Annotated in this window: 13 protein-coding genes; 11 read left to right on the top strand and 2 right to left on the bottom strand. The window is 70.8% G+C overall.

Annotation, left to right across the window (positions count from 1 at the left end):
* The first annotated feature begins 147 nt into the window (after positions 1–147).
* The 10 genes from ACFWCK_RS04695 to ACFWCK_RS04650 all read left to right on the top strand — a co-directional run bounded on the left by ACFWCK_RS04695 (position 148) and on the right by ACFWCK_RS04650 (position 11,806).
* Positions 148–822, top strand: coding sequence for a hypothetical protein (locus ACFWCK_RS04695; protein WP_378804795.1), 675 nt, complete (start codon positions 148–150; stop codon positions 820–822).
* A gap of 181 nt (positions 823–1,003) precedes the next feature.
* Positions 1,004–1,294, top strand: a complete 291-nt coding sequence (locus ACFWCK_RS04690) for a WXG100 family type VII secretion target (RefSeq protein WP_378804792.1) — start codon at positions 1,004–1,006, stop codon at positions 1,292–1,294.
* 92 nt (positions 1,295–1,386) lie between these two features.
* Positions 1,387–2,856 (top strand): RDD family protein, encoded by a 1,470-nt coding sequence (locus tag ACFWCK_RS04685; RefSeq protein WP_378804794.1) that lies wholly within the window; start codon positions 1,387–1,389, stop codon positions 2,854–2,856.
* Between the two features lie 64 nt (positions 2,857–2,920).
* Entirely contained in the window at positions 2,921–7,432 is a 4,512-nt protein-coding gene (locus ACFWCK_RS04680) for an FtsK/SpoIIIE domain-containing protein (RefSeq protein WP_378804793.1), read from the top strand.
* A gap of 221 nt (positions 7,433–7,653) precedes the next feature.
* Positions 7,654–7,944 (top strand): WXG100 family type VII secretion target, encoded by a 291-nt coding sequence (locus ACFWCK_RS04675; protein WP_378804792.1) that lies wholly within the window; start codon positions 7,654–7,656, stop codon positions 7,942–7,944.
* A 153-nt stretch (positions 7,945–8,097) separates the two neighbouring features.
* Complete coding sequence (locus tag ACFWCK_RS04670) at positions 8,098–8,436, top strand: hypothetical protein (protein WP_378804791.1); 339 nt, start codon at positions 8,098–8,100, stop codon at positions 8,434–8,436.
* Positions 8,437–8,441: 5 nt separating this feature from the next.
* Positions 8,442–9,650 (top strand): hypothetical protein, encoded by a 1,209-nt coding sequence (locus tag ACFWCK_RS04665; RefSeq protein ID WP_378804790.1) that lies wholly within the window; start codon positions 8,442–8,444, stop codon positions 9,648–9,650.
* Positions 9,651–9,714: 64 nt separating this feature from the next.
* On the top strand, positions 9,715–10,320 hold the full coding sequence (locus ACFWCK_RS04660) for a hypothetical protein (protein WP_378804789.1): 606 nt from the start codon (positions 9,715–9,717) through the stop codon (positions 10,318–10,320).
* Positions 10,317–11,120, top strand: coding sequence for a hypothetical protein (locus tag ACFWCK_RS04655; protein WP_378804788.1), 804 nt, complete (start codon positions 10,317–10,319; stop codon positions 11,118–11,120). Before ACFWCK_RS04660 ends, ACFWCK_RS04655 begins: the two co-directional genes overlap by 4 nt.
* Positions 11,117–11,806: a hypothetical protein gene (locus ACFWCK_RS04650; protein ID WP_378804787.1), complete on the top strand. Its 690-nt coding sequence runs from the start codon at positions 11,117–11,119 to the stop codon at positions 11,804–11,806. Before ACFWCK_RS04655 ends, ACFWCK_RS04650 begins: the two co-directional genes overlap by 4 nt.
* A gap of 7 nt (positions 11,807–11,813) precedes the next feature.
* Here the strand turns inward: ACFWCK_RS04650 and ACFWCK_RS04645 are convergent, their stop codons facing one another.
* A complete protein-coding gene (locus tag ACFWCK_RS04645; protein ID WP_233312919.1) occupies positions 11,814–12,299 on the bottom strand; it encodes a recombinase family protein in 486 nt (161 codons plus the stop codon).
* Positions 12,300–12,446: 147 nt separating this feature from the next.
* On the opposite strand from ACFWCK_RS04645, the gene ACFWCK_RS04640 reads away from it, so the two are divergent.
* A complete protein-coding gene (locus ACFWCK_RS04640) occupies positions 12,447–13,487 on the top strand; it encodes an NAD(P)-dependent alcohol dehydrogenase (RefSeq protein ID WP_233312920.1) in 1,041 nt (346 codons plus the stop codon).
* 133 nt (positions 13,488–13,620) lie between these two features.
* Here ACFWCK_RS04640 and ACFWCK_RS04635 read toward each other — a convergent pair whose 3' ends face one another.
* Positions 13,621–14,613, bottom strand: coding sequence for a malate dehydrogenase (locus tag ACFWCK_RS04635; RefSeq protein WP_378804786.1), 993 nt, complete (start codon positions 14,611–14,613; stop codon positions 13,621–13,623).
* Positions 14,614–14,651 lie beyond the last annotated feature (38 nt).

Here is a 14,651-nt window from a genome sequence, read left to right as displayed (position 1 = left end):
CCGTGGCTGGGGCACGGGCGGACGAAGAGGGTCGACACCTGCGGCGCGCGACCGGACTTCGTGACGAGACCGCGCGCATCCTCGGCATGGCACAGCCCGCGTGGAGTGAGATGATCCGGGCGACGGATCGACGACGGGGGAACTGACATGGGAACGATGAACGATCTCGGGATCGAGCTGCGGTTCGGCATTCCCGCGTTCCGGTTCGTGCTGCCGCCCGGTTGGGTGCAGCACGTGCCGACGAACGTCGCTCAGGAGGACGACGTCAAGCGGGCCAGTGCGATCTTCCGGCAGGCGAACCGTCCGGATCTGGATGCGGAGTTCCGCGGTCTGATGGCGCAGACCAACCAGGCGATGGCGCGCACCAAGGTGTTCGCGATCTACCGCCAGGAGCAAGTGGAGATGGACGAGCTGCTGCCGATGTCGATCACGGCGTCGGCGCTCAGCGCGGCGGACGGCGAGAACCTCGATGGCTGGGTGTCGGACGCGTTCCGCACCAAGGGCGCGCAGTTCCTCGACGATGATGCCCAGCACATCGTGCGCTGGCGGTCCGAGCCGCAGCGGCCGGCGAACGCGCGCCGGATCGAGGGGGTGAGCGGCCGCACCCTCACCTACGTCATCCCGGCACCGGGCACCCAGCGGCGCAAGGCCCTCGTCTTCACGACGACGATCGTGATCCCGGACGGCGACGTCGTGCCGGGCGAGGTCGTCGACTCCCTGGAGCTGCTCAGCGACGCCATGATCTCCACCTTCACCTGGGAGCGCGAGCGGGAGGAGCCCGTGCTGCCGGCGGCTCCCTCGGGTGACGACCCCGTCGGCTGATCTCCCGGGGTTCATCCGGGGGTTCTGTAAGCAGACGTCCGCATCGCGGCTGACGCACACGGCCCGGACCTGATCGCGGCGCGATGGGTAGTTGTCCCCATCGACGGGTGTGGTGGGGTTTCGTAGGGTTGTGGTTGTCGGGCCGGTGGGGTCCGGTCCAATCGTTTTCTACCGGAGGTGGATGATGGCCGATTTCGGTGCGTCTTATGCGGAGATGGAGCAGGTGGCGTCGTCGTTGTCGCAGGCTCGTGATGATATTCAGGGTCAGTTGGACACTCTGAAGGGGCAGGTGGACAACCTGTTGGGTGAGGATTTCAAGACGCAGCATGCGTCGGGGAAGTTCGGTGAGGGTTATGGGGAGCTGACGACGGGTCTGAAGCAGGCGGTGGATGGCATCAATGACATGTCGGAGTCGCTGCTGGGGATGATGCGTGCGATTCAGGATCTCGACACGCAGCTCGCCGGCGGCTGATACCGCACACACGATCTCGAGGGGCTGGTGCGCGACACCGGCCCCTCGGCTTCGTTCGGATCCGGCATACCGGATTGATAACGTGGGGGGATATGAGCCTGTCGAACGACATCTGGGAGATTCCGGCCCAGATCACCGACATCGAGGGTCTGGACGCGCAGGGGCGCCCTGATCCGGCCTACGCGCAGGCGATCGGCCTTGTCCCGGCCCGCGCCGGCATGCGGGTGCTGTCGACCCTCCTCGAACTGGTCGTGGCCCTCGTGATCGCCATCCCGGGAACGATCGCCAGCACGAACCTGGTCCTGTCGAGTGCGGCGGATCCGGCCGGTCTTCTGGCTCGCAAGGATCTGATCTGGATCCTGCTCCCGCTGATCGTCTCGTACGTGCTCATGCTGGTCTTCACACTCGTGCAGCTCATCCTGCACGGTCTCAAGGGCGTGACGCTCGGCAAAGCCGTCTTCGGCATCCGCACCGTCAACGTGCGCACGCTGGAGAAGCCGGGTTTCTGGCGCGGCGCCGTGGTGCGCTACCTGATCCTCGCCGTATCCTTCCTGGTGCTGCTGATCGGCCCCCTGCTCGTGATCGCGCTGTCGCCGCTGTTCGACGCAGAGCGGCGGGGAAGAGGCTGGCCCGACCGGGTCGCGGCCACCTGGCTCGTGGATGTGCGTCGGGGCCTGAACCCGTACGACGGCAAGCGCATGCGCATCGCCCGCAAGCAGATCACCACCGAGGTGCACGAGGCCGCTCCGGTGCTGCCGTCGCTGGCCACGCCCACCGACCGCGACGCCCCCGCGGTGTACGTCCCGACCGGACGCTTCTCCGGCGGTGTCGTGGGGGCTCACCGCGCCACTGCTCCGGCGCCCGCGGCACCTGCTGCGCCCGCCGCTCCCGTCATGGGTGCGCTGTCGCTGGCCACACCGCCCGCCGGCCCGGCGCCGATGGCTCCGGTGTCGGCGGCGCCCGCGCCCGCGGACCCTGCTCCGGCAGAGCGTTTCGCGCCGCCTGCAGAGCCCGCCGCCGCCCCCTGGCAGCCGCCGACGATCGCTCCGGTCGCTCCGGCGGCGGCTCCTGTCACACAGGCCCAGGCCCCGGCCCCGGCCCAGGCCCAGGCGCAGGCACCCGCACCCGTGCCGGCACTGGCTTCCGCATCCGCACCCGCCGCGGCACAGGCACCCGCCGAGCCGACAGCCCCCGCGTCCGCACCGCAGCCGGCGGCGGCACCGGCGCCCGACGGCCCGCGCGCCGTCCTCGTGATCGACAACGGCGAGCGGGTCGAGGTGCGCGCCGCCACGCTCATCGGGCGGGCGCCGGCAGTCGGCGACGGCGAGGGCGAGGCGCAGCTCGTGCGCGTGCCCGACGAGACACGCTCGGTCTCCAAGACCCACGTCGCGATCCTGCTCTCCCGTCGCGGCGTGGTCGCCGTCGACCGCGGCTCCACCAACGGCAGCTCGATCGTCCGCGAGGGGGCGGAGCATCCGCTGACTCCCGGGCACCCCGCCGAGCTGCGCGCCGGCGATGTGCTGCGCTTCGGCGACCGCAGCCTGCGCGTGGAGCAGGCATGACCCCCGGCGCCCGCGCGGCCGCCACAGACACGACGGCGCGCGAGCGCCGCCCGGAGGATCACCGATGAAGGTCAAGCTCACCCTGCGCCGCCCCGGTGCACCGCTCACCGACATCGTCGTCACCGCCGACTCCACCGCCACGGTCGCCGACGTCGCACACCACATCGCCACGACGGATCCGCTGCGCTCGGTTCGGGCCGCGCATGGCGAGACGCTCACGCTCTCGGTCGCGCCGCCCACGAGCGAGCGTCTGGTGACCCTCAACCCCGACCTCGCGATCGGCGATGCCCCGGTCGGATCCGGCTTCCTCGCCGAGATCGTGAATCTCGGCGCCGACCGGATCGCGACCGGCACCGCAGGAGCCCGTCCCGCCGCGCACCTGCGCGTGGTCGCGGGCCCCGCCGCAGGCCAGGAGTTCTCCCTGCCGATCGGTCATTTCGTGATCGGCCGCGAGGTCTCCGCCGACGTGCACCTCGCCGACCCTCTCGTCTCCAAGAAGCACGCCCGCATCGAGGTCGCGGGGACGTTCGTCGAGCTCGTCGACCTGAACTCGGCGAACGGTATCCTCGTCGACGGCGGGCTGGTGCAGCGCCTGCGGGTGATCCCCGGCCAGCCGTTCACGCTCGGCGACAGCGAGATCGTGGTGCGTGTCGTCAGCGACTTCGACGGCAGCGCCGCGGACCAGGATCCGGTGCTCGAGCGCGGCGGCGCGCTGCTGTTCAATCGCAGCCCGAGGGTCGAGGAGCGCTTCGCCGGCGAGGATGTCGACGAGCCGCGCTACCCGCGGGACCAGGTGCAGCGGCTGTTCCCCTGGCCCATGCTGGTCGCGCCGATCCTGCTGGCCGTGACGATGTGGGCGTTCACCGGGCGCAGCCTTTCGCTGCTCATGGCGGCCGCGAGCCCGATGATGATGTTCGGCAACTTCATCTCCCAGAAGACCAATCTCGGTCAGCGCCTGCGCAAGGAGGCCGAGATCTTCGAGGACCAGTTCGAGCGGCTCGAGGAGAAGCTGTACCACGCGCGTCCGCGCGAGCATGCGGTCCGCAACAACGAGGTACCGGCGGTCGCGGTCGTGTTCGACGAGGCCATGAAGCTCGGACCCCTGCTGTGGACGCGCCGTCCCGAGCACTGGAACTTCCTCGCGGTGCGCCTGGGCACCTGCTCCGATCTGTCCCGCACGACGATCACCCGCACCGAGGCGGCCGAGGCGCTGCCCGAGTTCGTCGAGCGCGTCGACAGGCTCGAGGAGCGCTACCGCATCATCGAGGACGTGCCGATCCTGGAGTCGCTGCAGAGCGTGGGATCCATCGGCGTCGCCGGCCCGACCTCGGTCGCGGGCGATGCGCTGCGGGGACTGGCCGTGCAGCTGTTCGGCATGCACTCTCCGAACGAGCTGGTCGCCGTCGCGCTCACCGAGCCCGGATGGGCGAACGAACTGGACTGGCTGACCTGGCTGCCGCACACGTCGAGCGAGCGCAACCCGTTCAAGGAGATGGCGCTGGCCGACTCCGCATCCACGGGCACCGCGCTGCTGAACGGCCTCGAGGAGATCGTGATGCGCCGCTCCAAGGCCGCGGCGTCGCAGCGGCTGCCCTACGGCGACGACTGGGATCCGATGCGCTACGGCACCGACGTCAAGCGCGCCGCCGAGGAGTCGACCTTCGAGGGGCAGGCGGCGGTGGTCGTCATCGTCACGAACGACGCCCCCGTCGATCGCGCCCGGCTCACCCAGATCCTCGAGCGCGGCGCCGACGTCGGCGTCTACGCCCTGTTCGTCGCGCCCGTCGTCGAGGCGCTGCCGGCCGCCTGCCGCAGCTTCATCGACGTGTCGGCCGGCCTCGAGCACGCCAGGGTCGGCACGGTCCGCAACGGCGTGAGCTACCCCGACGTGAAGGTCGAGGGCGTGTCGCACGCCTACATGACCATGTTCGCGAAGCGCCTGGCCCCGGTCGTCGACGCCTCCACCGTCGTGGAGGACTCCTCCGACATCCCGAACTCGGTCATGTTCCTGTCGCTGGTCGGATCCGAGACGGCGTCGGATCCGACCTCCGTGATCGACCGCTGGCGGCAGAACAACACGATCATCGACCGCTCCGGCGCGCCCCAGTCGCGGCTGAAGAAGGCGGGCAACCTGCGCGCCATCATCGGCCAGTCGCAGACCGACGCGATGACCCTCGACCTGCGCACCCAGGGCCCGCACGCCCTCGTCGGCGGCACCACCGGCGCGGGCAAGAGCGAGTTCCTGCAGGCGTGGGTGCTCGGCATGGCCGCCGCGCACAGCCCCGACCGGGTGACGTTCCTGTTCGTCGACTACAAGGGCGGATCCGCGTTCGCCGATTGCGTCGACCTCCCGCACACCGTCGGCCTGGTCACCGACCTCAGCCCGCACCTGGTACGGCGCGCGCTCACCAGTCTCCGCGCCGAGTTGCACCATCGCGAGCACCTCTTCAACCGCAAGAAGGCCAAGGACCTGCTCGAGCTCGAGAAGCGCCGCGACCCGGACACCCCGCCCGCGCTCGTGCTCGTGATCGACGAGTTCGCCGCGCTCGCCGGCGAGGTGCCGGAGTTCGTCGACGGCGTGGTCGACATCGCCCAGCGCGGCCGCTCGCTCGGCATCCACCTGATCATGGCGACGCAGCGCCCCGCCGGCGTCATCAAGGACAACCTGCGCGCCAACACCAACCTGCGCGTGGCGCTGCGCATGGCCGACGAGTCCGACTCCAAGGACGTGGTGGACGACGCGGTCGCCGCCTCGTTCCCGCCGTCGATCCCCGGCCGCGGCATCGCCAAGACCGGCCCGGGGCGCCTCGTGCCGTTCCAGTCGGCGTACGCGGGAGGCTGGTCCACCGACGAGGTGCAGGTCGCAGATGTGCGCGTGGCCGAACTGCGGTTCGGATCCACGCAGCTCTGGGAGCCGGATCAGGAGCCCGAATCCGACAGCCACGACGAGGACCTCGGGCCCAACGACCAGAAGCGCATCGTGGCGACGCTCGTCGCCGCGGCGACGCACGCCGGCATCCCCGCGCCGCGCCGGCCGTGGCTCGACGACCTCGAGCACGCGGTCGACATCCGCGACCTGCCGACGCTCGGCGACGGCCAGATCCTGCTCGGCAAGACAGATGTGCCGTCCCGCCAGCTGCAGGAGCCCACCTATTTCGTGCCGGACCGGGACGGATCCCTGCTCGTCTACGGCACGAGCGGTGCGGGCAAGTCGACCGTGCTGCGCACCCTCGCGATCGCGGCGGGGTCGGACGCGGCCACGAACGTCGAGGTGTACGCGCTGGACTTCGGTTCGGGCGCGCTCAAGAGCCTGGAGATCCTGCCGCAGGTCGGATCCGTCATCTCGGGAGACGACGCCGAGCGGGTGCAGCGGATCCTGCGCTCGCTCGCCCGGGTGCTCGACGACCGCGGCAAGCGGTTCAGCGCCGCGAACGCCGCGAGCCTCACCGAGTACCGCGAGCTCACCGGTATCGACGAGCCGCGGATCCTGTTCCTGCTCGACGGCTTCCCGCAGTTCCGCAGCGAATGGGAGTCGACCACGGCGCGGATGCCGTTCTACCAGACCTTCATGCGCATTCTCGGCGAGGGGCGCCCGCTCGGCGTGCACGTGATCGCGACCGCCGACCGCTCCGGATCCGTCCCCACCGCGGTCAGCGCGAACGTGTCGCGCAAGGTCGTGCTGCGCCTGAGCGACGAGTCCGGCTACGCCATGCTGAACGCCCCGAAGGACGTGCTCGACGAGCGCTCGGCGCCGGGACGCGCGATCGTGGACGGTCTGGAGACGCAGATCGCGACTCTCGGCGGCACTCCGAACGTCGCCGAGCAGACCAAGCTGCTGGAGGCGATGGCGGGGGCTCTCCGCGCCGCCGGGGCGCGCGAGGTCGCCGAGATCGGCTCGCTGCCGACCCGGCTCGCACCCTCGTCGCTGCCGGACCGCATCGGGGAGTTCCCGGTGCTGGGCGTGGCGGAGGACACGCTGTCCGCGCGCGACTTCGACCCGATCGGGACGTTCCTCGTGGCGGGGCCGCCGCTCTCGGGCAAGACCACCGCGCTCAAGGGCATCATCACGTCGATGCGCCGCTTCGATCCCGGGGTCAAGCTGTTCCACTTCGGCGGACGTCGATCCGTCCTCAAGGACTACGCCGACTGGACCCGCAGCGCCACCACGCCGGAGGCCGCCAAGGAGCTCGCCGCAGAGCTCGCAGAGCTCGCCGGTGACGAATCGATGCCGGTGCGGCTGCTCGTCGTCGTCGAGGACGTGCCGCAGTTCGCGGACACCCCGGCGGAGCGCGACATGAAGGCCTTGTTCCAGGCGATCAACCGCAGCGACCACCTGCTGATCGGCGATCTCGACGTGACCCAGGCGACGAGCGGCTTCGGCTACATCGGCGACTTCAAGGCCGGCCGCAAGGGCATCGTGCTCAAGCCCGACGCCTTCGACGGCGACGCCGTGTTCAAGGTGCCCTTCCCGAAGGTCAAGCGCACCGACTTCCCCGAGGGACGCGGCATCTTCGTGCAGGCCGGCCGCCAGGTGATCGTGCAGCTGCCGCTCGTGGAGGGGGAGACGCTGGCCTGAGTGAGGTGGCGGCGGTCTCGAGAGGGACGCGCCGACCGTGCTGCTGGATGTCGCGGAGGTGGATCCGGCTGACGCGGAGTGATCCGGTCCGGTGATCCGGTGGTCTGGCGTTGGTGCGGCGCGATGGGTAGTTGTCCCCATCGACGGGTGTGGTGGGGTTTCGTAGGGTTGTGGTTGTCGGGCCGGTGGGGTCCGGTCCAATCGTTTTCTACCGGAGGTGGATGATGGCCGATTTCGGTGCGTCTTATGCGGAGATGGAGCAGGTGGCGTCGTCGTTGTCGCAGGCTCGTGATGATATTCAGGGTCAGTTGGACACTCTGAAGGGGCAGGTGGACAACCTGTTGGGTGAGGATTTCAAGACGCAGCATGCGTCGGGGAAGTTCGGTGAGGGTTATGGGGAGCTGACGACGGGTCTGAAGCAGGCGGTGGATGGCATCAATGACATGTCGGAGTCGCTGCTGGGGATGATGCGTGCGATTCAGGATCTCGACACGCAGCTCGCCGGCGGCTGACACCGCACACACGATCTCGAGGGACCGGCCGCTTCGGGCGCCGGTCCCTCTGTCGTGGATGCGGGTCGCGGATCCGCATGGGGAGTGCTCCCCATCGACGCGCGCGGCGACATTCCATAGGTTGGAGTCGTCGGACTGGAGGGGGAGGATCGCATGGCCGAGGCCATCTGGATCAAGTACGAGGAGCTGAGCGCGGTGAGCCTCAAGCTCAAGGACATCGTGACGGAGCTGGGCGATGCGTCCTCCCGCACCGATGCCGTGCAGGACGCGATCGACTCGCCGTTCGGTCGGTCGAGGCTCAAGGACGAGGTCGGCGACTTCGAGTCGCGCTGGGACGACAAGCGCCGCGACCTGGCCCGCGACATCGGGAAGGTCCAGGAGCACGTGCAGGGTGTGCTCGACGGCTGCAAGAAGTGGGACGAGGACACGGCGAAGAGCATGGAAGTCGACGCCACCGGACAGAACCCGCCGCGGAAGATCGGAACCCCCTGATGTACATGGAACGTTCGCCCAAGGGGCGCCACATCGAGCGCCTCAAGGGCAATGCGGACACGATCTCGAAGCGCGGCGCGGAGATCACCTCGCTCGGCGACGCGATGGGCGAGAGCGCGGCGTTCCTGAAATCGCTGCACGACAAGAGCTCCGGGCAGAAGGGCGAGGCGATCGAGAAGCTGCAGGAGATCGTGGGGGACACCCACGAGCAGCTCAAGCTCGCCGGGGAGCTGTACCGGCCGACCGGCCCGGTGCTGGTCTCGTACGCGGCGACGCTCTCGCAGGTCCAGCCCCGGCTCAATGCGGCGGTGAAGACCTGCGAGGAGCTCTGGACGACCTTCGCCGGGCTGCCGGGATACATGCCGGGCGACCGGCCGTCCTGGGCCGTGCCGCCCAAGGAAGGCTCGGACGAAGCGACCGAGAACGCCGCCGACGACGCGTCGAAGAAGCAGAAGCACGACGAGTTCGTCGCCGAGGCGCGCATCTTCGATTCCGAGTACGACACCTGGGAGACCGCCTTCGACACGGCGGTCGACGGCATCAGCACGGCGACCAGCGGCAAGATCAAGGACGGCTTCTGGGACAACGTCGACGGATACGTCGCCGTGGCGCTGGAGGTGCTGAAGGTCGTCGGCCTGATCCTCACCGTCGCCGCGATCATCATCGGAGGGCCGATCATCGGCGCCCTGGCAGCGATCGCCGCGATCGCGACGCTGGCGCTCACGATCTACCAGGCGACGCGCGGAGACGCGGGGCTGACGGACGTCCTCATCGCCGCGATCGGCGTCATCCCCTTCGGCAGCATGGGCAAGCTGTTCGGCGGGATGAAGGGCCTGCGCGGCTTCGCCGACAGCGCGCTCGGCGGGCTGCTCACCGGAGCCGGCCGCGCGCCCATCCGTCAGGAGCTCGCCCGAGTCTTCGGCAGCGGCACCGCCGCCTTCAAGTTCACCGGATCCTTCGGCGCCGGAGCCCGCAACTTCTTCGGCACGCTGCTGCAGAACCACGGTGTGGACGGCCGAGCCGTCGACTCGATCGCACGGCTCTTCACCGGCAAGGGCGCCACCGCGCTGAGCAACATGTCCAGCGCGCCGGACATCCTGATCAGCGTGGGATGGACCATGTACTCCCGTGCCAACACGATCGTCGGGAACATCCCCGGATCCGGCGGATCCATCAACTCCGCGATCGTGCACGCCATCGCCGGCGACAAGTGACGTCGCCGGGCGCGCGTCCGCCGCGCCGCGGCCGGGATGACATGCTGGTGGCGGAGGGGTGCGGATGAGAGCGGTGGCCGAGGTCGGGATCGACGAGAGGCGCGTGGTGGTGCTCACCGGGCGCAGCGGCACGGACTGGGTGGCGACCGCGGCCGGGCGTCTCGGCGAGGCCGAGGGCATCGCGTCGATGCCGGCCGAGCTGCGCGCCGAGTTCATCGCGCACGCCGCCACGAGCGTGACGCCGCACGACGTGCTGGCGCTGCAGCTCTGGCCGGAGGACGGCTTCCCGTTCGTCGTCCGCGTCTCCGTGCACGAGTCCCCCGGACTGGAGGAGGTCCGTCGCAGCATCCGCGAGGGCGCGGGGGCGTGGCGTGCGGTCGCCGCCTCCGAGCATCTCGGCAGCGGGTGCCAGTGGATCTTCGACGGTGAGGCACCCGGATCCGCGCAGATCGCGACACGAGGATGGCAGGCGGTGTTCGCCGACGACGCCGTCATGACCGTCGTGACGCTGGAGCCGGTGCTCGCCGACGCGTTCCTGCTCGCGACGCCGCACGTCGCCGCGCTCGTGGACGACCTGCGGATCCTCGTGGACGGCGAGCCGTGGCAGGGCGGCGATCTGAACCGCGGCCTGGTCATGGCCGACGAGTCGTGGCCGGGGGCGGGCGCATGAAGCCGGACCGCAGCGCGACCGCGTGGGCGAACGACCTGCCCGCCGGGGCGCGGGTGCCGTGGGCGGAGCTCGAGGCGCGGGTGTTCCGCGGGCGACCCGGGGTGCTCGCCGAACTCGGCGGCGCCGGGGCGTTCCAGCGGCGCGGCGAACAGGCGCGAAGCCCGTGGTTCCTGCTGGCGATGATCCTCGCCGTGCTTCCCGTGCTGGCGCTCGTCCTGCTGCCGGTGCTCGCCTTCACGGCGCTCGGCGGCAGCGACTTCGGGCTCGTCCTCGCCGACTCCGCCGTCGCCATCTCCGTGGCCGGCTGGCTGATGCTCGCCTCCGCTGCGTGGCAGGCCGTGACGCTGGTCCGCGGGCTGCTCGGCGGCAGCATCGCGGAGTCGGAGGCCGGCGGCTGGATCGCCGCGGTCGTCGGCGTCGTCGCGGCCGTGATGATCGGAGCGAGGGGAGCAGCCGACCAGGTGCCGGGCTGGCCGGTCTGGGGCGCCGTCGCCGTGCTCGCGGCTGCGCTCGGTGCGGCCGTCGCGGCGCTGGCCCGGCGCGGCCGGCGCGGCACGCGGCGCTCGCAGACGGACGGGCGTCGCGGGACTTCCACGGCCGAGGCGGCAGCCGATTCCGATGCGGTGGCGCGACGTCGCGCCGCGATCGCTGCGATCCCTGCGGGGGAGCGGGAGCGGATCCGCTCAGAGCTCGCCGACGCGATCGGGATCCTGCGCCGGCGCGGGATCGTCTCCCCGGCGGATGCGCAGCATGCGCTGGAGGCGGAACCCGGCTTCCTCGCGCAGAGGATGTCGTCATGACCGACGCCGGCACGGGCCGGGAAGGAGATCGTATGGACGCCCCCGAGGGACCGACGGAGCGGATCAGCCTGCGTGCGCAGCTGGGCGGCGCCCCCGATCCGGACTTCACGCTCGTGCTGCCCCCGGGATGGACTCGCAGGAGCGTCGACGGGGCTGTCGAGAAGGACATGCTCGGCGCGATGCGCGGCCGTCTGATGCAGGCGCACCGCCCCGACCTGTACGCGCAGATGGACCGGCTGCTGCGCGAGGCGTTCACACAGATGCGCCGCGTCGAGGCCGTGGCGATGTTCGTGCCGTCCGCCGATGCCTCCGAGGCGCTGTACCTGCCGGCATCGCTGACCGCCAGCATTCAACGTGCGCCGGCGGGCGAGAACCTCGACGACCTGGTGCGGGAGGCGATCGCCGAGCGCGGCGCGACCGCGCTGCTCGAGGACAAGCGCTTCCTGCGCATGGAGACCGACGAGGTGCAGACCCTGGAGGGGGAGCGGGTCGCCGTCACGACCGTGATGTACCTGACGCCGATCCCCGGATCGCAGCGACGCAGGGCGCTGCGCCTCGTGCTCGTGATCATGCGGCCGGTCGACGTGCCGGCGGATGATCCGCCGATGGTGGCCATGCGCACGCTGTTCGACCTGTGCGTGTCCAGCCTGGCGTGGGTGCCCGCGGGGGCCGCCACCCCCGCCTGATCCGGCGTCAGCGCCCGGCGTCGGCGAGGTGGCGCGCGTCGTGGCTGAGCACCTTCACCATCACGCCGTGCTTGCGCAGAGCCGCGACGGTGCGCGCCTCTTCGTCGATGTCGCGGCCGAGGGCGTGGATGTTCGCCACGACCAGCACATCACCCGGTCGGAGGGTGTCGATGAGCCGGCCGATGCGATCCGTCCAGCTCTCCAGGATGTCGGGCGCGGGGTGGCGGAAGCCCTCGATCGGGACGCCGAAGCGGGTGAGGTCGTCGCGCTGCTGCACCACGGAAGGCATCCCGTCGCGGGCGACGACGAGGCCGACCAGACGGGATCCGTCGGGCTTGGCCGACCACCAGTCGCGGTTCTGCTGCAGCTCGGTGAAGCACTTGGGGCACTCCGCAGCCGCGTGCGGGAGGTGCAGTGGACTGGTGAGGGCGGCGTCGAGCGGAGCACCCGTGGTGCCGTCCGCATCGCCGTGCGCGTGCGTGGTCGCTTCCATGTGATCCGCCTCTCCGTGTCTATTGTGCCTTCTCCCACGGACATCGGCGCCCGCCGTCGGTGCGGATGGAGCTGCGCGGATGGAGCTGCGCCATCACCGGGCGGAGTACGCTCGCCCTGTCCGTCACCCCGAACCCCGAGGAGCGCCATGCCCGTCGTCGCCGCCTACGCCGCACCGAGCGAGGGTGCTCCCCTCGCGCCGACCACGATCGAGCGGCGGGAGCCGGGCCCCCACGACGTGGTCATCGACATCGCTTTCGCGGGCATCTGCCACTCCGACATCCACACCGTGCAGGGTGATTGGGGGCCGCAGCGCTATCCGCTGGCACCCGGGCACGAGATCGCGGGGACGGTGTCGGCGATCGGATCCGACGTCACGCGGTTCGCCGTCGGCGACCGGGTCGGCGTGGGATGCCTGGTCAACTCCTGCCGCGAGTGCGCCGCCTGTCTGCGCGGCGAGGAGCAGTACTGCACCGGGGGAGCGGTCGGCACCTACGGCGCGATCGACCGCGACGGCACCGTCACCCAGGGCGGCTACTCGCGTCAGGTCGTCGTGACGGAGGACTTCGTGCTGCGGATCCCCGATGCCATCCCGCTCGACCGCGCGGCTCCCCTGCTGTGCGCCGGCATCACGACCTACTCCCCGCTGCGGCACTGGAACGTGGCGCCAGGGTCGCGCGTCGCCGTCGTGGGCCTGGGCGGGCTCGGGCACATGGCCGTGCAGATCGCACACGCCCTGGGCGCCGAGGTCACCGTGCTCTCGCAGTCGCTGCGCAAGAAGGACGAGGGCATCCGTCTCGGTGCCGACCGCTATCTGGCCACGTCGGATCCGGAGACGTTCTCCGGCAACCGCCTCGCCTTCGATCTGATCCTGAACACGGTGAGCGCGCCGCTGCCGCTCGACGACTACCTGCGTCTGCTCGACACCAACGGCACGCTCGTCTGCGTCGGCGCACCGCCGGAGCCGATGTCCGTCTCGATCAATCAGTTGCTCGGACGCCGCCGTTCGCTGGCCGGATCCGCGATCGGCGGCATCAGGGAGACCCAGGAGATGCTCGACTTCTGCGCCGAGCACGGCATCGCTGCCGAGATCGAGCTCATCGACGCCGCCGGCATCAACGACGCCTACACGCGCGTGCTCGCCTCGGACGTCAAGTTCCGCTTCGTGATCGACGCCGCGACGATCTGACGGTCGCACGCTCGCTCGGGGCCGCGTTTCGTCTCGGTCGCCTGCGGCGTCCTCGCTCAACGACCTCGAAGGCTGGTCGTTGAGCGAGCACCGGCGAAGCCGTCGCGAGACGAGACGCGGCGCCCTCGACGAGTCAGATCAGGCCGAGCGCGCGGACCGCGTCGCGCTCCTCGACGAGTTCGGCGACCGAGCGGTCGATGCGCTCGCGCGCCCACGGATCAGGATCCAGGCCCTCGACGATCCGCCATTCGCCGCCGACGGCGCGCACCGGGAACGAGCTGATCAGGCCCTCCGGCACGCCGTACTCGCCGTGCGAGACGACGGCGGCGCTGGTGCGCCGCTCGCCGGTGCCGAGCGCCCAGTCGCGCACGTGGTCGATGGTCGCGCTCGCCGCGGAGGCGACGGACGAGGAACCGCGCACCTGGATGATCTCGGCGCCGCGCTTCGCCACGCGGGGGATGAAGGTGTCGTCGAGCCAGGCGCGCACATCGCCGACGCGTGCGGCCAGCGCCTCCGGCACCGAGCGCCCGGCGACGGTCGCGTGCGCCACGTCGGGGAACTGCGTGGCCGAGTGGTTGCCCCAGATGGTGACGCCGGCGATGTCTGCGACGGGCGCGTCGAGTGCTGCGGCGAGCTGCCCGCGGGCGCGGTTCTCGTCGAGCCGGGTGAGGGCGCTGAACCGCTCCGCGGGGACGCCGTCGGCGGCGGCCGCGGCGATCAGCGCGTTCGTGTTCGCGGGGTTGCCCACGACCGTGACGCGCACGCCCGCGGCGGCGTGCGCGGCGATCGCGGAACCCTGCGGACCGAAGATCGAGCCGTTGGCGGCGAGCAGGTCGCCGCGCTCCATGCCGGGGCCGCGCGGGCGCGCGCCGACGAGCAGGGCGTGGTCGGCGCCGTCGAAGCCCACCGCGGGATCGTCGGTCACCTCGACGTGCTCGAGGAGCCCGAACGCGCCGTCCTGCAGCTCGAGCGCGGCCCCCTCGGCGGCGGCGATCCCGGCCGGGATCTCCAGCAGCCGCAGCCGCACCTTCTCCTCAGGGCCGAGCATGTCGCCGGCCGCGATCCGGAACAGCAGCGCGTAGCCGATCTGCCCGCCCGCGCCGGTCAGAGTCACCGTGGTGGTCACTTTCGGCTCCCTTCGGTCGCGATTGCGACGCACACTGC

The organism is Microbacterium sp. NPDC060117 (assembly GCF_042729315.1).
GTDB lineage: Bacteria > Actinomycetota > Actinomycetes > Actinomycetales > Microbacteriaceae > Microbacterium.
The sequence above is the reverse complement of the archived record's forward strand: the minus strand, read 5'-3'. Positions and strand labels throughout refer to the sequence as shown.

Excerpts from the sequence above, each read along its gene's own strand:
- ACFWCK_RS04655 (WP_378804788.1), top strand. The coding sequence starts at position 10,317 with ATGAAGCCGGACCGCAGCGCGACCGCGTGGGCGAACGACCTGCCCGCC.
- ACFWCK_RS04675 (WP_378804792.1), top strand. The coding sequence starts at position 7,654 with ATGATGGCCGATTTCGGTGCGTCTTATGCGGAGATGGAGCAGGTGGCG.
- ACFWCK_RS04680 (WP_378804793.1), top strand. The coding sequence starts at position 2,921 with ATGAAGGTCAAGCTCACCCTGCGCCGCCCCGGTGCACCGCTCACCGAC.
- ACFWCK_RS04685 (WP_378804794.1), top strand. The coding sequence starts at position 1,387 with ATGAGCCTGTCGAACGACATCTGGGAGATTCCGGCCCAGATCACCGAC.
- ACFWCK_RS04650 (WP_378804787.1), top strand. The coding sequence starts at position 11,117 with ATGACCGACGCCGGCACGGGCCGGGAAGGAGATCGTATGGACGCCCCC.
- ACFWCK_RS04645 (WP_233312919.1), bottom strand. The coding sequence starts at position 12,299 with ATGGAAGCGACCACGCACGCGCACGGCGATGCGGACGGCACCACGGGT.
- ACFWCK_RS04665 (WP_378804790.1), top strand. The coding sequence starts at position 8,442 with ATGGAACGTTCGCCCAAGGGGCGCCACATCGAGCGCCTCAAGGGCAAT.
- ACFWCK_RS04670 (WP_378804791.1), top strand. The coding sequence starts at position 8,098 with ATGGCCGAGGCCATCTGGATCAAGTACGAGGAGCTGAGCGCGGTGAGC.
- ACFWCK_RS04690 (WP_378804792.1), top strand. The coding sequence starts at position 1,004 with ATGATGGCCGATTTCGGTGCGTCTTATGCGGAGATGGAGCAGGTGGCG.
- ACFWCK_RS04640 (WP_233312920.1), top strand. The coding sequence starts at position 12,447 with ATGCCCGTCGTCGCCGCCTACGCCGCACCGAGCGAGGGTGCTCCCCTC.
- ACFWCK_RS04660 (WP_378804789.1), top strand. The coding sequence starts at position 9,715 with ATGAGAGCGGTGGCCGAGGTCGGGATCGACGAGAGGCGCGTGGTGGTG.
- ACFWCK_RS04695 (WP_378804795.1), top strand. The coding sequence starts at position 148 with ATGGGAACGATGAACGATCTCGGGATCGAGCTGCGGTTCGGCATTCCC.